The following is a 21,126-nucleotide window of genomic DNA, read 5'->3' as shown; positions in this document are numbered from 1 at the left end:
CTGCCAACGAACTTGCCACCAGGAGGCCTGATGTCCCCGCACGCCACCGGCAGACGCCGCGTCCACCGTTCTGTCGCGACGGGTCTGCCCCTGGCTCTCGCCGCCGCCCTCGTTGCGGCGGGCACGGCCGAGGCCTCCTCGTCCGGTGTGGCGCACGTCACCCGCACCGCCACCCTCGGTGACATCCCCCTCGGCGCCTTCAGCAACGCGCTGCTCCCGGGCACCGTGGACAACGATCGGGGCGTGGACCTCGGCGGCATCGGCAGCGACATCTACCCGGCCGGCCGCAAGGGCGAGTACTGGACGGTCACCGACCGCGGCCCCAACGGCCAGATCAAGGTGGACGGCAAGAAGCGCCGGACCTTCCCGGTGCCCGGATTCGACCCGGCGATCGTGAAGATCCGCGTCTCCGGCGACGCCGTCGAGGTGATCGACGCGATCCCGATCACCACGTCCTCCGGCAAGGCCGTGACCGGGCTGCCCGACCAGGCGAGCCGGGACGAGGCGCCGTACTCCTACGACGCGAAGACGCCGCTGTCGTACAACCCGAACGGCCTGGACACCGAGGGCATCGTGCGCGCGGCGGACGGCACCTTCTGGCTCGTCGACGAGTACGGCCCGTCGCTGGTCCACATCTCCGCGCGCGGGCAGGTGCTCACCCGGTACGTGCCCAAGGGGCTGAACCTCACCGGCACCGACTACCCGGTGGTCGAGGCCCTGCCGTCCGTCTTCCTGCACCGGAAGATCAACCGTGGCTTCGAGGGGCTGGCCCTGCTGCCCGACGGGGACCTCGTGCTGGCCCTGCAGAGCCCGCTCTCCCTGCCCGACGGGGACGCCGGGGACGCCTCTCGCACGACCCGCCTGCTGCGCTTCTCGCCCCGGAAGAAGGCGGTCACGGCCGAGTACGCCTACCGGTTCGACCCGGTGAACGTGGTGGACCCGAGCGAGGACGACACCTCCGAGCTGAAGATCTCGTCGATCGTTGCCGTCGGCGGCGACCGGCTGCTGGTCGAGGAGCGCACCGACAAGGCCGCGCGGCTCGAAGAGGTGAAGCTGGACCGCAGGTCGGACATCCTCGGCGGGGCCTACGACGACGACACCACGTCCCCGTCGCTGGAGCAGCTGGACGACCCGGCGGCCGCCGGCGTCCCGGTGCTCGGCAAGCGGCTCGTGGTCGACCTGAACACGGTGACCGGGGTGCCGTTGAAGATCGAGGGCATCGCGCGCGTGAACCACCACACGCTCGCTCTGATCAACGACAACGACTTCGGGATGACCGACGGCGCGGGCGCGTTCGACGCACAGGGCCGCCTCGTCGACAGCGGCATCGAGACGACCCTGGTGTACGTCCGGCTGCCCAAGGGGCTGTGAGCCGAGCGGCTGCGACTAGCCCAGCAGTGAGGGCAGGAGGGAGTCCAGGCCGCTCGGCAGCTCACTGGGCAGCTCCGAGGGCCACTGGGAGGGGAACTCGCTCGGCAGGCTCGACGGGAGGCTGCTGGGCAGTTCGGTCGGCAGGCTGAACGACGGGCGGGGCGAGCCGGACGGGGTCGTGCTGCTCGCGGTGGGCTTCTGGTCGGCCGGGTCGTCGCCGCCGGACCTCATCAGGACGACGGCGGCAACGGCCACCGCGGCCACCAGCAGGACCAGTACGGCGAACAGCGGGCCCCTGCGCCGGCGGGGCGGCCTCGGCGGCGGTGGAGGCATCCAGCCGACGGCGGTGGGCGGATCCTCGGTGCCGGGCGGGGCGCCGGAACCGGCGTGCCGGGACCGGTCGGACGCGTCGCCCGGCGGCGGGCCGAAGCCCCTGCCGGAGGACGTGGCGAAGCCGTCGTCCGGGGGCGGTCCGAAACCCCCGTGCGAAGGCGGGTCGTAGCCTCCGCCGGAAGGCGGGGTGCCATCCGGCGGGCCGGGCGGTCGAGGCGGTACGGGCGGCATGGCCATACCGACAAGAGTCACCGCGTTCCGGTCATCGCGCGAGCCCCGCACCGGAGTTGGCACGGACTCATGCCATGGACCGCATGATTCCGGAGCATTTCCGGTGCGAACCGGCCGTGCGCGAACAGGTTGCGAACCGGCCGTGCGTGCACAGGTGACGCCACGCGCGTGCGGGCGTCCGCTCCGCATCGGCCCGCGCGCGCGTGCATGGGTCAGCCCCGGGCGGCCAGCAGGTGGTCCATCGCCAGCTGGTCGAGCCGCTCGAAGGCCATCCCGCGTGCGGCGATGGCGTCCGCGTCGAACTCCTCGAAGGCCGTGCGGTCGGCGAGGAGCGACTGGAGGCCGTCCGCGGCGGTCGGCAGGGCCAGCTGGTCCAGGCGGGAGGCGCGCAGGGCCTCCTGGACCTCCGGGTCCGCGCGGAAGGCGGCCGCGCGCTCCTTGAGGATCAGGTAGTTGCGCATGCAGCCGGCGGCCGACGCCCACACTCCGTCGAGGTCCTCGGTCCGCGGCGGCTTGAAGTCGAAGTGCTTCGGGCCGGCGTAGCCCGCGCTCTCCAGGAGGTCGACCAGCCAGAAGGCGGCACGCAGGTCGCCGGCGCCGAACCGCAGGTCCTGGTCGTACTTGATGCCGGACTGGCCGTTGAGGTCGATGTGGAAGAGCTTGCCCGCCCACAGGGCCTGGGCGATGCCGTGCGGGAAGTTCAGGCCGGCCATCTGCTCGTGGCCCACCTCGGGGTTGACGCCGTACAGCTCGGGGCGCTCCAGGCGCTCGATGAAGGCGAGGGCGTGGCCGACGGTGGGGAGCAGAATGTCGCCGCGGGGCTCGTTCGGCTTGGGCTCGATGGCGAAGCGCAGGTCGTAGCCCTGGGAGGTGACGTACTCGCCGAGGAGGTCGAAGGCCTCCTTCATGCGGTCGAGGGCGACCCGCACGTCCTTGGCGGCGCCGGACTCGGACCCCTCGCGGCCGCCCCAGGCGACGTACGTCTCGGCGCCCAGTTCGACGGCCAGGTCGATGTTGCGGATGGTCTTGCGCAGCGCGTAGCGGCGCACCTCACGGTCGTTCGCGGTGAACGCCCCGTCTTTGAAGACCGGGTGGGTGAAGAGGTTGGTGGTGGCCATCGGCACCTTCATGCCGGTGGCGTCGAGGGCCTGGCGGAAGCGCTTGATGTGCGACTCGCGCTCGCTGTCGGAGGACCCGAAGGGGATCAGGTCGTCGTCGTGGAACGTCACACCGTGGGCGCCCAGTTCGGACAGGCGCTGGACCGTCTCGACGGGGTCGAGGGCGCGGCGGGTGGCGTCGCCGAACGGGTCCCTTCCCTGCCAGCCGACGGTCCACAGGCCGAAGGTGAACCTGTCCTCGGGGGTGGGCTGGAAGCTCATGCCGCGGCTCCTTGCTCGGGGGCTGTGCTCGATGACTGCGGTGGATGACGGGTGGATGACTGTCGTGCCGACTATTTCGTCATCGCGGTTTACAAATTAGTATGCCGACGCGTCCCTGGGAAGGGTCACCCTGTCCCCGAAGGGCGAAAACCGGGTCGCGACACCCCGACGAGCCGGGAAAACTGCAGGTCAGATAAACCGCGAGCCGCGGAAAAAGGGAGAGCCCGATGTCAGCAGCCGAGGGTCCGCTCGTCGTCGGCGTGGACACGTCCACCCAGTCCACCAAGGCGCTGGTCGTCGACGCCGCCACCGGCGAGGTGGTGGCGAGCGGCCAGGCGCCGCACACCGTGACCACCGGGGCGGGCCGGGAGAGCGATCCGCGCCAGTGGTGGGACGCGCTGTGCGAGGCGCTGCGCCAGTGCGGGGACGCCGCGCACGAGGCGGCGGCCGTGTCGATCGGCGGGCAGCAGCACGGTCTGGTCACTCTGGACGAGCACGGCGAGCCGGTGCGGCCCGCACTGCTCTGGAACGACGTGCGTTCGGCGCCGCAGGCCCAGCGGCTGATCGAGGAGCTGGGCGGCCCGAAGGCCTGGGCGGAGCGCACCGGGAGCGTGCCGGGCGCGTCGTTCACGGTCACCAAGTGGGCCTGGCTGGCCGAGCACGAGCCGGAGGCGGTCCGCGCGACCAGGGCCGTACGGCTCCCCCACGACTACCTCACCGAGCGGCTGACCGGGCTGGGCACGACCGACCGCGGCGACGCCTCCGGCACCGGCTGGTGGGCGTCGGCGACCGAGGCGTACGACGCGGAGACCCTGGCCCATGTGGGCCTGGACCCGGCCTTCCTGCCCCGGGTGGTCCGGCCCGGCGAGGTCGCCGGCACCGTCCGGGACAGTCACGACCTGCCGTTCTCCAAGGGCACCCTGGTGGCACCCGGCACCGGTGACAACGCAGCAGCCGCGCTGGGGCTCGGACTGCGTCCGGGCACCCCCGTGCTGAGCCTCGGCACCTCGGGCACGGTGTACGCCGTCTCCAGGCACCGGCCCGCCGACCCGACCGGCACGGTGGCGGGCTTCGCGGACGCGCACGGCGACTGGCTGCCGCTCGCCTGCACCCTGAACTGCACCCTCGCGGTCGACCGGGTCGCGGCGCTGCTCGGCCTGGACCGCGAGGCCGTCGAGCCCGGCACCTCGGTGACCCTGCTGCCCTACCTGGACGGCGAGCGCACCCCGAACCTGCCGCACGCCTCCGGACTGCTGCACGGCCTGCGCCACGACACCACCGCGGGCCAGCTCCTGCAGGCCGCCTACGACGGTGCCGTGCACGCCCTGCTGGGCGCCCTGGACCTGGTCCTCGACGAGGACGCCGACCGGACCACCCCGTTGCTGCTGATCGGCGGCGGCGCCCGGGGCCGGGCCTGGCAGGAGACGGTACGGCGGCTCTCGGGGCGGCCGGTGCAGGTGCCCGAGGCGAAGGAGCTGGTCGCCCTCGGGGCCGCCGCGCAGGCGGCCGGGCTGCTGACCGGCGAGGACCCGGCCGCAGTGGCACGGCGCTGGAACACGGCCGCGGGGCCGGTGCTGGACGCGGTGGAGCGGGACGCGGCGACGCTGGCCAGGATCTCCGGGGTACTCTCCGACGCGGCCCCGCTGCTGGAGCGGGCGCCGGAGAACCGCTGACCGGCAGGGGACTGCCGAGAGGATTCCAGAGGGTCCCAGAGAATTGATGGAGGCATGACCGCACCGCTGCACGAGGCCCGCCCGACGGCTCCCGGCCGTGCCCTGCCGGACACCCAGCAGGGCATGCGCCGGCGCAACCTCGCGCGCGTGATGCACGCGGTCAGCGCGGAGGGTTCGCTGTCGCGGGCCGCGGTCGCCTCACGCATCGGCCTCACCAGAGCGGCCGTGTCGACGCTCGTCGACGAGCTGATCCGCTGGGGGCTCCTGGAGGAACTGGGCCCCGAGCGGCCCAGCCGGGTCGGGCGGCCGGGTTCGGCGCTCGCGGTGAGCGGGCACGGCCCGGCCGGCATCGGGGCGGAGGTCGGGGTCGACCACCTCGCCGTGTGCGCGGTGGACCTGCGCGGCGAGGTACGCGCGCGTGCCGTACGGCACGGGACGAACCGGGGCCGGGATCCGCGCCCGGTGCTGGCGGAGCTTGCCGGGCTGGTCCGGCGGGTCGTGGCGGACGCGGAACGGGAGGGTCTGTGGCCCGCCGGTCTCGCGGTCGCCGTCCCCGGCCTGGTGGCCCGTGACGGGCACACGGTCGTGCACGCCCCGAACCTCGACTGGCACGGCACCGACCTCGGCGCGCTGCTGCCCGCCGGCCTCCCGCTGACGGTGGACAACGAGGCCAACTTCGGCGCCCTGGCCGAGCTGTGGCTCGGAGCAGCCACACCGCGCGACTTCCTGCACGTGTCCGCGGAGATCGGCATCGGTGCCGCCGTCGTCGTGGACGGGCAACTGCTGCGCGGCAGACGCGGTTTCGCGGGCGAGCTCGGCCATGTGCCGGTCCACCCCGACGGGCCGCGCTGTGCCTGTGGCGGGCGCGGGTGCCTGGAGCAGTACGCGGGCGAGGAGGCGGTGCTGCGCGCGGCCGGCCTCGAATCCCGGCAGGACGCGGTGGGCCTGCTCGCGCAGCAGGCGGGCGCGGACCACGAGGGCGTCCGCCGCGCCCTGCAGGACGCCGGTACGGCCCTGGGCATCGCCCTGACCGGCGCCGTCAACCTCCTCGACCCCGAGTCCGTGGTCCTCGGCGGCGCCCTGGCCGGCCTCGCCCCCTGGCTCCTCCCGTCCCTGGAGGCCGAGCTGGCCGACCGGACGACGGGTCCCGCCTGCCCGGTCTCCGTCTCCCGCCTGGGCCCCGAGGGTCCCCTCCTGGGCGCGGCCCACTCGGTGGTGCGGGCCGTCCTGGACGATCCGGCGACGGTGGCGGAGCGGGTCTGACCGAGCGGCCGCGGACGGCCGGAAGGCATCGCTTCCTCCGCCGCCTTCGCACGCGGTGGTTCGGGACGGCCACGCCGTGGGGAGTCACCCTGAGGTTCCGTAGGACTCCGGGAGGTTGGCGTGGCCGAGTGGGTTCCCCGCGCGGAATGGATCAGGACCCAGCCTCAGGCACTCATCGCCGCATGCGTGTTCATGCGAGACCAACACGATCGTGTCCTGCTGTTGCGCTACGGCCCCGGCCAGCCGGTGGCGGGCGGGTGGTGGCTGCCGGGCGGGATGCTCGACCACGGCGAGGATCCCCTGACCGCGGCCCGGCGGGAGATGCTGGAGGAGACCGGCATCGTTCTCGGTCCGGCGCTCAGGTTCCTCGGTATCGACCATCGGGCCGATGTGGACGGCACCGGCCCTGTGCTGGACTGCTTCTTCGACGGCGGGACCCTCGCCGAGGAGACGGCGGTACGGCTCAGCGACGAGCACGACCGGCATGCGCTGGTCTCCGTGCGGGAGTTGGCGGCCACGCCTCTCGTCGCCTCTCCTGCGACCCTCGTCGCACTCCACTCGGCGGCAAGCTCGGGCTCATGCGCCTATCTGCGCGAGGGGGCACCCGTGTGAGGCCCGCGCTCCCCTTCCACCGTCTTCACCCGTCCGAGTGAGGAAGTTGTCCACTGTCCCCGCCCCGTCCACAGAACCACCGGACGCTCTTCTGCCCAACCCGCGGGCGCCGTACCGTGATTCACGCGAGGCAACCGCCGGAACGAGGGAAACACTCACGTCGGGGGCCGTCTTCGGCCTCGTGCCGAAGGCGACCGCCCCGTCTCGTACGGCGGTCCGGTGGCCGCCGTCCGGATGGCGATCGGGGTGGTCGCCTTCCTGGTGCTGATCCGGCGTCACCCCGAGCGCATGGCCGAGACCGCGCGGGTCCGCCTCGACGAGGACACCACAGGCACCGTCGCCGCACAGAACGGAGCAACACCGCAATGACCGACCCCCGGATCCTCACCGTCCGCCCCGGACCGGACGACTACGCCTGGACGTTCGGCGGGGCGCCGCCCGTGGCACGGATCGCGCCCGGCACGGTCCTCGACCTGTACACGGAGGACTGCTTCGCCGGACGGGTGCGGTCCGAGAAGGACCTGGTGTCCGAGGTGTGCGAGTTCCCGTTCCTCAACCCGCAGACCGGGCCCTTCCACGTCGAGGGCGCGGAGCCCGGCGACACCGTCGCGGTGCACTTCGTGTCGATCGAACCCGCGCGGGACTGGGCGGCGTCGACGACGGTCCCCCTGTTCGGCGCGCTCACCTCCACGCACACCACGGCCACCCTCCAGCCCCCGCTGCCGGAGAAGGTGTGGATCTGGCAGCTGGACCGCGCCCGGCGCACGGCCCTGTTCCGGGCGCACGAGGGCGACATCGAGCTGGAGCTGCCGCTGGACCCGATGCACGGCACGGTCGGGGTGGCCCCCGCCAATCTGGAGGTGCGCTCGGCCCTGGTGCCGGACGCGCACGGCGGGAACATGGACACGCCGGAGATGCGGGCCGGCGTCACCTGCTACCTCGGGGTCAACGTCGAGGGCGCGCTGCTCAGCCTCGGCGACGGGCACGCCCGGCAGGGCGAGGGCGAGACCTGCGGGGTGGCCGTGGAGTGCGCGATGAACACCGTGGTGATCGTGGAGCTGCTGAAGGGGATCGCGACGCCGTGGCCCCGGCTGGAGTCGGACACGCACATCGTCTCGACGGGCTCGGCGCGTCCGCTGGAGGACGCCTTCCGGATATCGCAGCTCGACCTGGTGCAGTGGCTGGTGCGCGACTACGGCTTCGGCGAACTCGACGCGTACCAGTACGCAACCCAGACGGTGGAATCGCCGTTGGCCAACGTGTGCGACACCAACTACACGTGCGTGGCCAAGCTCCGCAAGGAGTGGCTGCCCGCGCGCGAGACTTACCGCGGACTGCATGCGCGACTGCGCGAGACGGCGGCGCCCCTGCGCCGCTGACCGCCCCTCGACTCCCCCGTGCTTCGAGCACGCTTGCGAAAGGCATCCCATCCATGGACCGGGCACGACCGCTCCTCGGCAGGCGACGGCTCCTGAAGGGCGCGGCGCTCGCCGTCGTCCCGTACGCGCTGCTCCCCGCGGGCCGGGCGGGCGCGCAGACCGGGGTCGTCGACTATCCGTCGGCGGAGTGGCAGGCGGCGAGCGGCGAGAACCGGACGCCGGCCAACCGCCCCGACGACTACGCCGTCGACCGGGTGATCATCCATGTCACGCAGCAGTCGTACGCGGGCACGCTGTCCATCTTCCAGAACCCGAAGAAGCGGGTGTCCGCGCACTACCTGGTGCGCTCGGCCGACGGGCATGTCGCGCAGTGCGTGCGGGAGTCGGACGTGGCCTGGCACGCGGGGAACTGGGACTACAACACGCGGAGCGTCGGCATCGAGCACGAGGGCTGGGTGGACAAGCCGGAGTACTTCACCGACGCCCTGTACCGGGAGTCGGCGCGGCTGACGGCGTCCATCTGCGACAGATACGGCATCCCGAAGGACCGGGACCACGTCATCGGCCACGTCGAGGTACCGGGGACGGACCACACCGATCCGGGCAAGCACTGGGACTGGGTGCGCTACATGAAACTGGTCGTCCAGTCGGAGTGAGCCGGTGCGGCTGTCGTCTCGGTGAGGCCGGTCGAAACGGTTGTCGGAGCGGACACCGCGAGTGACGATGTCCGCAGCCGCATCGCCGTCGGGAGGCCGAGTTGACCGATCCCTGGGTGGCCCTGGAGCCGGGGGCCGACCCTGCCGAGCGCGTCCGGGTGCTGCGCCGGGCGCACGAGACGTTCACCACGGCGGGCACCGTGCCGCGTCCGGTGCGGTCCGTGGTGGCCGAGTCGTGGCGGCGTTCCGCGCGGGCCGGGGTGGGGCCGGACGGCGCGGCGCGCGTCGAACTGACGGACGGTGACCTCGGGGCGTACCGGGCGGAGCATCCGCTGGCCCGGGTGATGCCGCTGTTCCGGGAACTGATGGGCACGTTCGCGGCGGACGGCGAGCACCTGCTGGCGGTGTGCGACGCGGACGGCAGGCTGCTGTGGGTCGAGGGGCATCCGGCGACCCGGCGGCGGGCGGACCGGATGAACTTCGTGCCGGGCGCCCGCTGGTCGGAGACCGCGGTCGGGACCAACGCGCCGGGGACGGCGGTGGCCGTGGACCGGCCGGTGCAGGTGTTCGCCGCGGAGCACTTCATCCGCCGGGTGCAGCCGTGGACCTGCGCGGCGGCGCCGGTGCACGATCCGCGCACCGGGCGGGTGCTCGGCGCCGTCGACATCACCGGCGGCGACCGGCTGGCGCACCCGCACAGCCTGGGCTTCGTCCAGGCGGTGGCGCGGGCCGCCGAGTCGCAGCTGGCGCTGCTCGATCCGCCGGTGCCCGCCGACGAGGCGCCGGCGCTGACGGCGCTCGGCCGGGACGAGGCCGAACTGCGGCTGGACGGCCGTCGGCTGCGGCTCGGACGGCGGCACAGCGAACTGCTGGTGCTGCTCTCCCGCCACCCGGAGGGACTGACCGGCGACGAACTGCTCTGCGCGCTCTACGAGGACGAGTCGGTGACGCCGGTGACGTTGCGGGCGGAACTGGTCCGGCTGCGCCGGCTGCTGGGCCCGGGGCTGCTCGCATCCCGGCCGTACCGGCTGACCGCGCCGGTCGAGTCGGACGCGACCGTGGTGGAGCGGCGGCTGGCGACGGGCGCGGTGGCGGCGGCCGCGGGGGCGTACCCGGGGCCCTTGCTGCCGGGCTCGCAGGCACCCGCGGTCGTACGGCTCAGGCAGCGGCTGGCGGACGGGCTCCGGGCCGCGCTGATCGGATGTCAGGATCCCGACCTGCTGGCGGACTGGGCGCACGCGCCGTGGGGCGAGGACGACGTGGAGGTGTGGCGGGCGCTGGCGGCGGTGCGGCCGACGGCGGTCGTGCGGTCCCGGCTGGCGGCCCTGGAGGCGGAGCTCGCGGCACCGGTCGGCTGACCTGCGGCGCAACGTGTTCGCAACGTCCGCTCCTCTAGCCTCCGCGCCGAGAGCTGCCCAACGGCGGGCAGCGCTTCTGCAAGGAGGCAGGCCACCATGACCCGTTTCGCGGCGCCCGGCACCGAGGGCGCGATCGTCTCCTACCAGGCGCGCTACGACCACTTCATCGGCGGCGAGTGGGTGCCGCCGGTCCGGGGGCAGTACTTCGAGAACCCGTCGCCGGTGAACGGGCAGCCGTTCACCGAGGTCGCGCGGGGCACCGCCGAGGACGTGGAGCGGGCGCTGGACGCGGCGCACGCGGCCGCGCCGGGCTGGGGCCGTACATCGGTGACGGAACGCTCCGACATCCTCCTGAAGATCGCCGACCGGATGGAGGCCCATCTCGAACAGCTCGCGGTCGCCGAGAGCTGGGAGAACGGCAAGCCGGTGCGCGAGACGCTGGCCGCCGACATCCCCCTCGCCATCGACCACTTCCGCTACTTCGCTGGGGCGATCCGCGCGCAGGAGGGTTCACTGGGCGAGGTCGACGACGACACGGTGGCATACCACTTCCACGAGCCGCTCGGCGTCGTCGCGCAGATCATCCCGTGGAACTTCCCCATCCTGATGGCGACCTGGAAGCTGGCGCCCGCGCTGGCCGCCGGCAACGCGGTCGTCATCAAGCCGGCCGAGCAGACGCCCGTCTCCATCCACTACTGGATGAGCCTGATCGCCGATCTGCTGCCGCCGGGCGTGGTGAACATCGTCAACGGGTTCGGCGTGGAGGCGGGCAAGCCGCTCGCGTCCAGCCCGCGGGTGGCGAAGGTCGCGTTCACCGGTGAGACCACCACGGGGCGGCTGATCATGCAGTACGCCTCGGAGAACATCAAGCCGGTCACGCTCGAACTGGGCGGCAAGTCCCCGAACATCTTCTTCGACGACGTCTGGGCGCACGACGACGACTTCCGCGACAAGGCCCTCGAAGGGTTCACGATGTTCGCGCTCAACCAGGGCGAGGTCTGCACCTGCCCGTCGCGGGCCCTCGTCCAGCGCGGCCACTACGCCGAGTTCATGGAGGCGGCAGTCGCCCGCACCCGCCTGATCAAGCCGGGCCACCCGCTCGACACGGACACGATGATCGGCGCCCAGGCCTCCAACGACCAGCTGGAGAAGATCCTCTCCTACCTGGACATCGGCCGGCAGGAGGGGGCGAGGGTCCTCACCGGCGGCGAACGCATCGACTACGACGGGGAGTTGAAGGGCGGCTACTACGTCCAGCCGACCATCTTCGAGGGCGACAACCGGATGCGGATCTTCCAGGAGGAGATCTTCGGCCCGGTCGTCTCGGTGACGTCCTTCGACGACTTCGACGACGCGATCAAGATGGCCAACGACACGCTGTACGGCCTCGGCGCGGGCGTCTGGACCCGCGACATCAACACCGCGTACCGCGCGGGCCGTTCGATCCAGGCGGGCCGGGTGTGGACCAACTGCTACCACGCGTATCCGGCGCACGCGGCATTCGGCGGCTACAAGCAGTCGGGGATCGGCCGCGAGACCCACAAGATGATGCTGGAGCACTACCAGCAGACGAAGAATCTACTCGTTTCGTACTCACCGAAGAAGCTCGGCTTCTTCTAGAGGCACGAAAAAGGGCGCCTGAACTGGGAAAACTCCCATCGGGCGCCCTTCTTCATCACTACTCAAGCAGCGAAGCGAAAAGGTGCCTTGCTCCCGATTTTTCCCACCGGCATCCCAGTGACTGCCACCCGGTCCGGGATATTTCCGGACCAGATTCCGGTCACTCACCCTCACCAGGAGACGGGGAACCCTCCCAGCGATTCATCGACCCCTCGATCAACTGGTTGGTGTGGTCTCGAGTTCCGGCCAGGAACTTCGCGTAGTAGCGGAAGAGGACCTGGATGCTCATATGCCGGCGTGGCGCAGGTCGTAAGGCTGCTTTGCGAGGTTCAGCGCGTGCTCGTCCAGGGTGAGGGTGGCTTCCCTTGCGCGCCCCCAGGTGACGCAGTGGGCGGCCGTGTCGATGTAGTTGCCGCCGCGTTCTGAAAGATCCTTCCGTCGGCGGCGACACCGAAACGGGCGGTGTGGTCTCGGAGCATGCGCACGAGTACCGGCCGAATAGGAACCGGGCGCGTCGCCTTGGCTGCGCGGCCTTTCAGGGAATGAGTCTCGTGGACCACTCCATCGTCCGCCCATTCCCTGCCCGCAGTGACGATGCCGCCCTTCAGGTTGAGCAGCCCCCAGCCGCTTGAAAACAGGCGACACTGGGCCTTCTTGAGGTGGATCACCTCTGCCGGCCGCATGCCGGCGTAGTACATGCATCCGAAGAAGCAGCTCGCTGATGTTGTTGTTGCGCAGACTGTACGGGGTATTCCAGGCCAGCTGGGCGATGATATTTCCGAGAAGGAAAATCCCTGCGCCGGCTATCCACGATACAGCTCCGATTCGGGTGACCGTGGAATCGAGAAGTCGGTGATGGGTGACCATGACGGTCATCGAATCATCGACACCTCGGCACGGTCATTACGGCGGCCGACCAATCTCAGGTAGGGCCAGCCCTACCGACCCTGTTCCTCGCGGTAGAGCACCAGGTGCTCGTGATAGAGAACACCGTCGCGGATGTCGCCCGTGGCGGTGAAGCCGGTGTCGTCGACGTAGTCGAGGTGGTTGCCGGTGACGGTATAGCTACCGGTGTAGGCGCTCTGGCGCTTGCCGCGGGCCTCGTCGTAACGGCCGTTCGGCAGCAGTTCCTGGCGGATGAATCCGTCGGCGGTCACCCACATGCCGACGTACGGGTGCGGGTCGCGGGGCGTGTCGTTGCTGGTCATGGCTCTACGATCGGCCCGGCGGCCGGTGGCAACCAGGCCGCCGTCTCCCCAGGTGAGGGCTTCCTGGGTGCCGGACACCTAGGGACAGAGCGGCCTGGTTCCGGTTCGGCCGTGCGACGAACCTGGTGGTCAGGCAGCTGCCGTAGCCGCCGGACCCTCGCCTCGCATCTGCGTCGACGCTCACTCCCGCAGCGGACACCCCGATGAGGCGACTCCACCGAGGAGCACGCAATGACCATCACCGCCACCGACGCCGGCACCGTGAGCTGGAATCCCGATGCCCTGGACGAGATCCTCTCGAACGACGAGGGACGTCCCGTCCTGTTCACGAACGCCCGGATCCTGACGACGGACCCGCTGATCGGAGCCATGGTCGGTGCCGACATCCTGTTCGTCGGCTCGCTGATCGTGGGGGTCGGCCCGGGCATCGTCACCGCGGCGGGGGACGACAACGCCATCGTCGTCGACGCCGCCGGCACGACCGTCGTCCCCGCCGTCATGGACGCCATCGCGCTGGCCGGGGGGCGCGGCCACCGCTCGGAGTACGTCGCGACGCTGGCCCCGGGCAACACCACCGACTTCCTGGTGGTGCCCGACGAACTCGCCGACGACGTGCCGAGCGCGGTGGCCACCCTGCTGACCCGTCCGGAGCGGGTCCGCGCGCTCGTCTCGGCGGGCCGGCCGGTGCTGTGGGCCGGCGCCGACGTCCCCGGCCGGGCCGCCGCACCCGAGGCGGGCATCCCGGACGCGGCGGACCTGACCGGCAGTCCGCGGGTCGGTGTCTGGATCGACCGGAACGACTTCCTGCACCAGCAGCTCACCGCCGACGGCCGCTACGACGAGACCCGGGGCGGCCGCCCGCACGCCTACCAGGGCCGCTACTGGATCGACGGCGACCGCATCGACTACCTGGACGATCTCGGCTTCTGGGCCTACGGCGAGTTCCGGGGCGACGAACTCCACCACGCGGGCTACGTCATGAAGCTCGGCTGACCTTCCCTTCCTCCGGCCCACCCTCCCCTCGCCGCACTGAAAGAAGAGCCCCATGAACCTCAACGACACCACCAGCGCCGCCGTCCTCGAAGAGCTCCGGCGCCGGCCCGCCGACCGGCGGCGCATCCTGTTCACCGGCGCGACCGTCGTCACCATGGACCCCGCCCTCGGAGTCGTCGACGGTGCCGACCTCCTCGTCGAGGGCGACACGATCACGGCCGTCGGCCCCCATCTCGACGCGCCGGACGCCGTGGTCGTCGACGCCACCGGCGCGGTCATCGCCCCCGGCTTCGTCGACACCCACCGGCACGCCTGGGAGGCCCAGCTGCGCCGGATCATGCCGGACGTCGACGACCTCGGCGGCTACGTGATGGCCACCCTCGCCGGCTACGCCACGGTCTACCGGCCTCAGGACATGTACATCGGCACCAGACTGGCCGCGCTGACCGCGATCGACAGCGGCATCACGACCATGCTCGACTTCTCGCACAACTCCCGTACCCGCGAGCACTCTGACGCCGCCGTCGAGGCGCTGCGCGACACCGGCATCCGTGGCGTGCACGCCTCCATGGGCCCGCACTTCGGCGACTGGGACCGGCAGTGGCCCGGCGACCTGACCCGCCTCAAGGAGCAGTACTTCGGCAGCGACGACCAGCTGCTCACGCTGCGCCTGGCGACCCTGGCCACCGACGAGATCGCCGGACCGGCGCTCGCCTACGGCCCCGAACTCGCCCGTGTGGCCAAGGAACTGGGCATCGGGGTGAGCGTGGACGCCGTCTTCGGCACCGCCTCCTCCGACGCGGTCCTGCGCTGGGCCAAGGACGGCATCCTCGGCCCCGACGTCACCCTCATCCACGCCACCGGGCTGACCCCCGAGGCATGGCAGGCGATGGGCGCCTCCGGCACCGCCGTGGCCCTCGCACCGACCTCCGACGCCCAGATCGGCCTGGAGACCGCGATCCCCGCCGTCGACGAGGCTCTGTCCGTCGGCATCCGCCCCGGCCTCAGCATCGACGTCGAAGTCGCCCTGGCCAGCGACATGTTCACCCAGATGCGGGCCCTGCACGCCATCCAGCGGATGCGCGCGGTCAACGCCGCCTACGGCACCGACAAGCAGCCCTCCCGCATCACCACCCTCGACGTCCTCGACTTCGCCACCCTCCAGGGCGCCCGCACCAACGGCCTGGCGAGCATCACCGGTTCCCTCGCCCCGGGCAAGAAGGCCGACCTCCTGGTCATCCGGGCCGAGGACCTCAACAACATGCCGCTCAACGACCCGATCGGCACGATCGTGCTCGGTTCCGACGCCCGCAACATCAGCGCGGTCCTCATCAACGGCGAGCCCCGCAAGTGGGCGGGACAGGTCCTCGACGTCGACCTGGCCGCCCTGCGCGGCGAGGTGCACGCCTCGCGCGAGTACGTACTCAACACCCCTGCCGTCTAAGCGCTGTCCCACCCCGTTCCGTGGTCCCCGGGCCGCTCCGCCTCCCTCCTTTCCCGTCGGCCGGGGACCCACCTGGAGTCCCCATGTCCCACCCCACTCCCACCCCTTTCCCCCGGGACGCGACGGCAGCGCCGGGCACCCCGGACCAGCCGCCCACCTGGGCTCCCGCCGCACCGACCATCGCCCTGCTGACCGCACTCGGCGTCCTGATGGCCGGCAGGGACTCACCGCAGCGGCCTACGCACCCTCCGCACTCTCCTACGTCGTCCACCACATCGCACCACAGCGCCGCGGCACCGCCCTGACCTGCATCACCAGCGGCATGTTCGGCGCCGCCGTACTGCTCCAGATCGGCGCCCAGGCCGTCGCGGCCGGGCTCGGCCGGCGCGCGGTCTTCTGGATGCATGTTCATCGGCGCCGGCCTCGGCCCGCAGCTCACCGGCGCGCTGAGCGGCCTGCCCGCGCTGCGCCGCTCCGGCACCGAGTAGCCCCCTCCACCCGCACCACCGTCCTACGCACAGCAGAGGTGTCCGCCATGGCAAGCCTGGAACTGATCGCCGTCGTCGCCGTCGGTAACCTCCTGATGGGCTGGCTGTCGCGTCGTACGGGTCTGAGCGAACCGCTTCTGCTGCTCGGCGCGGGCTGCCTGGTGGGACTGACACCGCGCTTCGCGTCGTTCGCGCTGTCCCCCGTGGTCGTCCTGTTCCTCTTCCTGCCCGCCCTGCTGTACTGAGAGGCGCTCACCTCCTCGGTGCGCGAGATCCGGAACAACTTCCGCAGCATCGCCCTGCAGTCCACCGGGCTGGTCCTGGCAACGGCCGTCGCCGCCGTCGCCAAAGCCATGCCGCGCCGCATCCTGACCGTGCTGCGCACCGAGAGCCTGCTGAACGACGGCACCGCACTGGTCCTGCTGGCCGTGGCCGTCGATGTCGTCACCGACGAACGGCCCTTCTCCTGGACCGGGACGGCGATCGCCTTCGCCGAGTCCTACACCGGCGGAATCCTGGCGGGCGGCGCGGCCGCCCTGCTCCTGATCCCTGTCAGACGCCGCTTGCCGGACCCTCTGCTGCACAGCGTGCTGAGCGTCGCCACGCCCTTCCTGGCCTACCTGCTCGCCGAACTCCTGCACGTGTCCGGCGTCCTCGCCGTCGTCACCTGCGGCCTGGTGACCACCCGGTTCGGCCCTCGCGTCATCGGCCCCGACGCCCGTATCCAGGCCGTCGCCTTCTGGGAAGTGGCCGGCTATCTGCTCAACAGCGCGCTGTTCGTCCTGGTCGGCATCCAACTTCCAGTGGCAGTACGGGCGTTGACCTCCGTCTCGCTGCTCCAGGCGACGCTCGCCGCCGTCGCCGTGAGCGTCGCCGTGATCGGGACGAGGATCGCCTGGTTCTACTCGGTGCCCTACCTCGTCAGGCTCCTGGACCGGCGCCCCCGGCAGCGCGAGCGCCGTATCACCGGACGCCAGCGGCTGCCGCTGGCGTGGGCGGGGATGCGCGGCGCCATCTCGCTGGCGGCGGCCCTGACCGTGCCCGCCACGACCGCCGCAGGACATGTCGTCGGGCAGCGTGACGCCATCGTGTTCCTCACGGCCGTCGTCATCGTCGTCACCCTCACGGTCCTCGGCCCCACGCTGCCGGCCGTGGTCCGCCGGGCCCGTTTCCCCGAGGACACCGACAAGACCGCCGAACTCGCCCTCGTCCGCTGCCGCATGAGCAGCGCGGCGTTCCACGCCGTCCCGGAACTGGCGCAGCGGTTCGGCGTGACCGAGCAGCACACCCGGCGCATGGTCCAGGACATCGCAGATGCTCGACGTGGAGGAGGTCCGGCTCAGGGGCAAGTCCGGTCCCCCGGCCACCGGTTCCGACCCGACGTCAGCCCGCGGTGGCGGTGAGCGACCCTAGGGCACTCGCCTGGGTCCGCCAGTCGGTCCGGTTCGGGCCGGCACCGGCCCGGCGTTCGCCGGGCGGGCTGCCGGATCACTCGGTCCTACAGCTCACCGGGCCGCCCGTAGCGGTAGAAGAACGGGCCGATCTGGCCTGCCAGCGCGCGGGTAAGACCGGAGCTGCCGGGCGGTGACGTCCTCGGCGTCCGGTTCGGCCGCGTACCGGTTGCTCGGTGTCACGCGCTGCTCGCCGATCTGGTCGTACGCGGACGCGAAGACCGTGTTGAAGGCCTTCGCCGTCGGGCCGCCGACGACAGACTTGACCTGGTGCGCGAGTGAGGGGAAAGCGGTGTCGCGCTCGCTGTGGAGGTTGCTCACGTCGATGGTCACCTGGCCGTTCAGTCCGGTGACTCCGTGCAGCGCCGTGCCGATGAGGTGGTCGGGGACGGCCACGACGACGACAACGGTGTCCGAGGCGTCGCCTCCGTCCCGGCCCAGGGTCCTGACCTCGTGGCCGGCCCGCGCCCACAGCCGGGCCAGGCCGCCGCCGACCCGTCCTCGTCCGATCACCGTAATGTTCATGTCGGTCCTCTCTACGCAGGAAGGCGTGGTGGGGGCGGACAGTGCCGGCTGCTCTCCCCCGCCACGCCGCAACGAACGTCAGATGGCCTGGGCCGTGGGCAGGATGGTGATCTCGGTGAGGTTGACGTGGCGCGGGACGGCGGCCATGAAGGCGACGGTCTCGGCGATGTCGGCGCTCTGCAGGACGTCGATGTCGTGGATGAGGTCGGCCATCAGCTTGGACGCGTCCGGGTCGGTGACGTGGTCGGGGAGCTCGGTGTCGACCATGCCGGGCTCGATGGTGGCCACGCGGACCGTCTTGGGGCCGAGTTCGACGCGCAGCAGCCGGGTGAGGTGGCTGATGTACGCCTTGGTGCCGGAGTAGACGGAGAACTTCGTGAGGATGCGCGTGGCCGCGATCGAGGAGGTGTTGATCAGGTCGGCGGGCCTGCCCGCGGCGGCGGACTCCGTCAGGTGCGGGACGAACGCGGCGATCACGTTCATCAGGCCGCCGATGTTGAGGTCGATCTGGCGCTGCCAGTCGTCGACCTTGAGTTCCTCGATGCCGGAGATGAGCTGGACACCGGCGTTGTTGAACACGAGGTCGGCCTTGCCGAAGCGCTCGGCGACCTGGTCGGCGGCCGCCTGGACAGCGGCGCGGTCCGTCACGTCGACGGCCAGGGCCAGCGCGGTCCCGCCGGCGCTCTCGATGTTTTTGACCACGCCGTCCAGCCGCTCCTTGCGCCGGGCCAGTACGACCACGGTGGCGCCGAGTTCGGCAAGGCGCTCGGCGGTCACGGCACCCATGCCGCTGGAAGCGCCGGAGACGACGGCGACACGGCCGGTGAGGGGGGTTCCGGTGAGCAGGGCAGCAGACATCACAAAACCTCGATCTCTTTGATCACAGGAGTGGAGGGAGAACGGGAGAGAAAGTGAGGGGGAGGCTCCGGGTGCCCGAACGGGTCGGACAGGTCGGGCACCCGGCGAAACGTCGGCGTCGGGCGTCGGCGGTCAGGCGGCGTCGGCGTGCGCGGTGGCCACGGACTTCTCGCGCCACGGGGCGAGGTCGTCCTGCACCTGCCGGTACTTGACGTCGAGCCGTTCCAGCGTGTCGCGCCCCAGGTAGAGGTGCGTGGGCAGCTCCTCGGTGGCGGCCACCTCGACGATGAGCGCGGCGCCCTTGACGGGGTCGCCGAGCTGGGCGTGGTTGGCCTGGTCGATCCAGTCCAGCGTGACGTGCGCGGGGGTGTCGTCGTAGTCGCTGATGCGGTTCTGGGCCACCGACAGGGAGCTGGCGTCCAGGAAGTCGGTGCGGAAGACGCCCGGTTCGACGACCATCGACTGGATTCCGAACGGCGCCATCTCGGCGGAGAGCGCCTCGCTGATCCCGGCGACCGCGAACTTCGACGCGGAGTACAGGCTGACGCCCGGCTCGCCCTCGAATCCGGAGCGGGAACCAATGTGCAAGAGCCGTCCCGAGCCCTGCTTGCGCATCACGGGCAGCACGGCGCGGGTGACGTTGATCAGGCCGAAGACGTTGAGGTCGAACAGCGACCGGGCCTCCGCGTCGGTGATCTCCTCCAGTGCGCCCAGCAGGCCGCGGCCGGCGTTGTTCACCAGGACGTCGATGCCGCCGAACCGCTCCACGGCGGCCTCGACCGCCTGCGGGATGCTGTCGTTGTCCGTGACGTCCAGGGCGACGGCGAAGACCTTGTCGGAATTCTTCAGATCATCCGGTACGCGCTCCGGATTTCGTACGGCGACCACGACATTGTTACCGCCTGCCAGAGCGGCACGGGCGATTTCCGCGCCGATTCCGCGGGAGGCACCGGTGACAAACCACGTAGCCATGGGAAATACCTCTTTCATTGCTTTCCCCTTGAGGGGGGTGTTTCTTTCTGACGTATTCGAGTCTGCCCTTCCCTACCCGGTGATATGAAGGCTGTGGTTTTCCTGGGAGTCCTGCACCCAGGTTGACGCTCAGGTGCCGCACGCGGGGTTCTGCTGGTGCGGCATCCCGGGCGCGCTGACGGAGCCCAGCAGGGCCAGCCCGTCGGCGGAGGGCGAGCCCGGCTCGGCCTGCAGGATGACGAGCTGCTGTCCCGGGACGCTGCGGATCTTCAGGGCCTCGTGCCGCAGCTCCAGGTCGCCCACGACGGAGTGGTGGACCTGCTTGATCTCGTAGGGCGGGACCCGGGTGTACTCGCGTGCCCACAGGGCACGGAACTCGCCGCTGCGCACCGACAGCTCACCGACCAGTTCCAGGATGCGGGGATCCTGCGGGGTGCTCGCGGCGGTCTGCTGGAGGTCGGCGACCGCCCGGTGCCTGGCCCGCTCCGGGCTGCGGTAGAAGGTCTTCGCCGCAGGGTCCAGGAAGAGCATGCGCAGGACGTTGTCGTGCTGCGCGAAGTCGCCGTAGAGGGCGTCGGCCAGCGCGTTGGTCGCCAGCAGGTCCTGGGCGTGGCCGATGATGAAGGCCGGCGTCAGGGGCCAGCTCTCGATCAGCTGCCGCAGGTGCGGCCGGACATGCTCGATCCGGCCGGGTGCCTTGGTACGGCGGCCGCCGGGCAGGGCGAGCCGGAAGAGCGCCCGCCTGTCCTCGTCACCGAGTTGCAGCACTCGGGCCATCGCCTCCAGGACCCTGGGCGAGGGGCTGAGCTCGCGGCCCTGCTCCAGCCGGCTGTAGTAGCTCAGGCTGACCCCGGCGAGCGTCGCGACCTCGTCGCGCCGTAGCCCGGGCACCCTTCGCCGGCCGGCGGTGGGCAGTCCCGCCGCCGCAGGACTCAGGCGTTCTCTGCGGGTGCGGAGAAACCGACCCAGCCCTTCCACCGGGTCAAAGTGCGTGTCGTTTTCCATGCCATCGAGGCTAGGCGGAAAACGCCCGGGAAAGTCCCGCCGACGGTGGGTGCATTACACCCAGGATTACCGGCTCCGCGCACGGCAGGGCTACGACGAACCACGGCCCGCCGCTTCGGCCCCCCTCCCTCTCCCGGCTCCCACCCTCTGCGGTCACGACGCAACCATCCGTGATACCAGATGACTGGCGCTTCTCGTCGGCCGAAATCCATTTAGCCTCGATCGTTCATGAGTCCCCGGCAGCTTGCTGACGGGGACGTTGAGTCTGTGTGGTGGGATCTTTTCGGGGTTGGGGCAGGCTGAGGGC

General features: G+C 71.3%; 21 protein-coding genes. 13 read left to right on the top strand and 8 right to left on the bottom strand.

The genetic code is table 11. The features are described 5' to 3' along the window. Nucleotides 1-30: 30 nt before the first annotated feature. Complete coding sequence (locus tag ABZ887_RS00105) at nt 31-1,371, top strand: esterase-like activity of phytase family protein (RefSeq protein WP_361281106.1); 1,341 nt, start codon at nt 31-33, stop codon at nt 1,369-1,371. Between the two features lie 15 nt (nt 1,372-1,386). Here ABZ887_RS00105 and ABZ887_RS00100 read toward each other — a convergent pair whose 3' ends face one another. Continuing rightward, entirely contained in the window at nt 1,387-1,941 is a 555-nt protein-coding gene (locus ABZ887_RS00100) for a hypothetical protein (protein ID WP_361281104.1), read from the bottom strand. Nucleotides 1,942-2,147: 206 nt separating this feature from the next. Then, nucleotides 2,148-3,314, bottom strand: a complete 1,167-nt coding sequence (gene xylA, locus ABZ887_RS00095) for a xylose isomerase (protein WP_361281101.1) — start codon at nt 3,312-3,314, stop codon at nt 2,148-2,150. Nucleotides 3,315-3,541: 227 nt separating this feature from the next. On the opposite strand from xylA, the gene xylB reads away from it, so the two are divergent. The 8 genes from xylB (at nt 3,542) to adh (ending at nt 11,875) form a co-directional block, all read left to right on the top strand. Further along, entirely contained in the window at nt 3,542-4,987 is a 1,446-nt protein-coding gene (gene xylB, locus ABZ887_RS00090; RefSeq protein WP_361281099.1) for a xylulokinase, read from the top strand. A 54-nt stretch (nt 4,988-5,041) separates the two neighbouring features. Beyond that, nucleotides 5,042-6,250 carry an ROK family transcriptional regulator gene (locus ABZ887_RS00085; protein WP_361281096.1) on the top strand — a complete coding sequence of 403 codons (1,209 nt, stop codon included), beginning with the start codon at nt 5,042-5,044 and terminating at the stop codon, nt 6,248-6,250. Nucleotides 6,251-6,370: 120 nt separating this feature from the next. Then, on the top strand, nt 6,371-6,862 hold the full coding sequence (locus ABZ887_RS00080; protein ID WP_361281094.1) for an NUDIX hydrolase: 492 nt from the start codon (nt 6,371-6,373) through the stop codon (nt 6,860-6,862). Between the two features lie 219 nt (nt 6,863-7,081). Beyond that, a complete protein-coding gene (locus ABZ887_RS00075) occupies nt 7,082-7,231 on the top strand; it encodes a hypothetical protein (RefSeq protein WP_361281092.1) in 150 nt (49 codons plus the stop codon). Continuing rightward, nucleotides 7,228-8,241 (top strand): acetamidase/formamidase family protein, encoded by a 1,014-nt coding sequence (locus ABZ887_RS00070; RefSeq protein ID WP_361281089.1) that lies wholly within the window; start codon nt 7,228-7,230, stop codon nt 8,239-8,241. Before ABZ887_RS00075 ends, ABZ887_RS00070 begins: the two co-directional genes overlap by 4 nt. Nucleotides 8,242-8,294: 53 nt before the next feature. Continuing rightward, entirely contained in the window at nt 8,295-8,897 is a 603-nt protein-coding gene (locus ABZ887_RS00065; protein WP_361281087.1) for an N-acetylmuramoyl-L-alanine amidase, read from the top strand. A 101-nt stretch (nt 8,898-8,998) separates the two neighbouring features. Continuing rightward, a complete protein-coding gene (locus ABZ887_RS00060; protein WP_361281084.1) occupies nt 8,999-10,255 on the top strand; it encodes a GAF domain-containing protein in 1,257 nt (418 codons plus the stop codon). A gap of 96 nt (nt 10,256-10,351) precedes the next feature. Continuing rightward, nucleotides 10,352-11,875: an aldehyde dehydrogenase gene (adh, locus tag ABZ887_RS00055; protein ID WP_361281082.1), complete on the top strand. Its 1,524-nt coding sequence runs from the start codon at nt 10,352-10,354 to the stop codon at nt 11,873-11,875. A 285-nt stretch (nt 11,876-12,160) separates the two neighbouring features. Here the strand turns inward: adh and ABZ887_RS00050 are convergent, their stop codons facing one another. Further along, nucleotides 12,161-12,751, bottom strand: coding sequence for a hypothetical protein (locus ABZ887_RS00050; protein ID WP_361281080.1), 591 nt, complete (start codon nt 12,749-12,751; stop codon nt 12,161-12,163). 62 nt (nt 12,752-12,813) lie between these two features. After that, nucleotides 12,814-13,083, bottom strand: a complete 270-nt coding sequence (locus ABZ887_RS00045; RefSeq protein ID WP_361281077.1) for an Atu4866 domain-containing protein — start codon at nt 13,081-13,083, stop codon at nt 12,814-12,816. Nucleotides 13,084-13,314: 231 nt separating this feature from the next. Here ABZ887_RS00045 and ABZ887_RS00040 point away from each other — a divergent pair, with 231 nt between their 5' ends. The 4 genes from ABZ887_RS00040 (at nt 13,315) to ABZ887_RS00025 (ending at nt 17,411) form a co-directional block, all read left to right on the top strand. Further along, on the top strand, nt 13,315-14,076 hold the full coding sequence (locus ABZ887_RS00040; protein WP_361281075.1) for an Atu4866 domain-containing protein: 762 nt from the start codon (nt 13,315-13,317) through the stop codon (nt 14,074-14,076). Nucleotides 14,077-14,128: 52 nt separating this feature from the next. Then, nucleotides 14,129-15,520: an amidohydrolase family protein gene (locus ABZ887_RS00035; RefSeq protein ID WP_361281073.1), complete on the top strand. Its 1,392-nt coding sequence runs from the start codon at nt 14,129-14,131 to the stop codon at nt 15,518-15,520. A gap of 535 nt (nt 15,521-16,055) precedes the next feature. Beyond that, complete coding sequence (locus ABZ887_RS00030) at nt 16,056-16,253, top strand: hypothetical protein (protein ID WP_361281071.1); 198 nt, start codon at nt 16,056-16,058, stop codon at nt 16,251-16,253. A gap of 18 nt (nt 16,254-16,271) precedes the next feature. Next, a complete protein-coding gene (locus ABZ887_RS00025) occupies nt 16,272-17,411 on the top strand; it encodes a cation:proton antiporter (protein ID WP_361281069.1) in 1,140 nt (379 codons plus the stop codon). Between the two features lie 102 nt (nt 17,412-17,513). Here the strand turns inward: ABZ887_RS00025 and ABZ887_RS00020 are convergent, their stop codons facing one another. The 4 genes from ABZ887_RS00020 to ABZ887_RS00005 all read right to left on the bottom strand — a co-directional run bounded on the left by ABZ887_RS00020 (nt 17,514) and on the right by ABZ887_RS00005 (nt 20,819). Beyond that, on the bottom strand, nt 17,514-17,984 hold the full coding sequence (locus ABZ887_RS00020) for a dinucleotide-binding protein (RefSeq protein WP_361281066.1): 471 nt from the start codon (nt 17,982-17,984) through the stop codon (nt 17,514-17,516). 78 nt (nt 17,985-18,062) lie between these two features. Continuing rightward, nucleotides 18,063-18,845, bottom strand: coding sequence for an SDR family oxidoreductase (locus ABZ887_RS00015; RefSeq protein WP_361281064.1), 783 nt, complete (start codon nt 18,843-18,845; stop codon nt 18,063-18,065). A 129-nt stretch (nt 18,846-18,974) separates the two neighbouring features. Then, nucleotides 18,975-19,814: an SDR family NAD(P)-dependent oxidoreductase gene (locus ABZ887_RS00010; protein WP_361281061.1), complete on the bottom strand. Its 840-nt coding sequence runs from the start codon at nt 19,812-19,814 to the stop codon at nt 18,975-18,977. Nucleotides 19,815-19,943: 129 nt separating this feature from the next. After that, the gene (locus tag ABZ887_RS00005) at nt 19,944-20,819 is read right to left on the bottom strand and encodes a helix-turn-helix transcriptional regulator (protein WP_361281059.1); all 876 of its coding nucleotides are present in this window, start codon (nt 20,817-20,819) and stop codon (nt 19,944-19,946) included. Nucleotides 20,820-21,126 lie beyond the last annotated feature (307 nt).

The sequence above is a fragment of the Streptomyces sp. NPDC047061 genome (assembly GCF_040643955.1).
GTDB lineage: Bacteria > Actinomycetota > Actinomycetes > Streptomycetales > Streptomycetaceae > Streptomyces.
The sequence above is the reverse complement of the archived record's forward strand: the minus strand, read 5'-3'. Positions and strand labels throughout refer to the sequence as shown.

What these genes read in the sequence shown, in the direction of transcription:
- ABZ887_RS00105 (WP_361281106.1), top strand. Translation starts at nt 31, where the DNA reads ATGTCCCCGCACGCCACCGGCAGACGCCGCGTCCACCGTTCTGTCGCG.
- ABZ887_RS00100 (WP_361281104.1), bottom strand. Translation starts at nt 1,941, where the DNA reads ATGGCCATGCCGCCCGTACCGCCTCGACCGCCCGGCCCGCCGGATGGC.
- xylA (WP_361281101.1), bottom strand. Translation starts at nt 3,314, where the DNA reads ATGAGCTTCCAGCCCACCCCCGAGGACAGGTTCACCTTCGGCCTGTGG.
- xylB (WP_361281099.1), top strand. Translation starts at nt 3,542, where the DNA reads ATGTCAGCAGCCGAGGGTCCGCTCGTCGTCGGCGTGGACACGTCCACC.
- ABZ887_RS00085 (WP_361281096.1), top strand. Translation starts at nt 5,042, where the DNA reads ATGACCGCACCGCTGCACGAGGCCCGCCCGACGGCTCCCGGCCGTGCC.
- ABZ887_RS00070 (WP_361281089.1), top strand. Translation starts at nt 7,228, where the DNA reads ATGACCGACCCCCGGATCCTCACCGTCCGCCCCGGACCGGACGACTAC.
- ABZ887_RS00065 (WP_361281087.1), top strand. Translation starts at nt 8,295, where the DNA reads ATGGACCGGGCACGACCGCTCCTCGGCAGGCGACGGCTCCTGAAGGGC.
- adh (WP_361281082.1), top strand. Translation starts at nt 10,352, where the DNA reads ATGACCCGTTTCGCGGCGCCCGGCACCGAGGGCGCGATCGTCTCCTAC.
- ABZ887_RS00050 (WP_361281080.1), bottom strand. Translation starts at nt 12,751, where the DNA reads ATGACCGTCATGGTCACCCATCACCGACTTCTCGATTCCACGGTCACC.
- ABZ887_RS00045 (WP_361281077.1), bottom strand. Translation starts at nt 13,083, where the DNA reads ATGACCAGCAACGACACGCCCCGCGACCCGCACCCGTACGTCGGCATG.
- ABZ887_RS00040 (WP_361281075.1), top strand. Translation starts at nt 13,315, where the DNA reads ATGACCATCACCGCCACCGACGCCGGCACCGTGAGCTGGAATCCCGAT.
- ABZ887_RS00035 (WP_361281073.1), top strand. Translation starts at nt 14,129, where the DNA reads ATGAACCTCAACGACACCACCAGCGCCGCCGTCCTCGAAGAGCTCCGG.
- ABZ887_RS00030 (WP_361281071.1), top strand. Translation starts at nt 16,056, where the DNA reads ATGGCAAGCCTGGAACTGATCGCCGTCGTCGCCGTCGGTAACCTCCTG.
- ABZ887_RS00020 (WP_361281066.1), bottom strand. Translation starts at nt 17,984, where the DNA reads ATGAACATTACGGTGATCGGACGAGGACGGGTCGGCGGCGGCCTGGCC.
- ABZ887_RS00010 (WP_361281061.1), bottom strand. Translation starts at nt 19,814, where the DNA reads ATGGCTACGTGGTTTGTCACCGGTGCCTCCCGCGGAATCGGCGCGGAA.
- ABZ887_RS00005 (WP_361281059.1), bottom strand. Translation starts at nt 20,819, where the DNA reads ATGGAAAACGACACGCACTTTGACCCGGTGGAAGGGCTGGGTCGGTTT.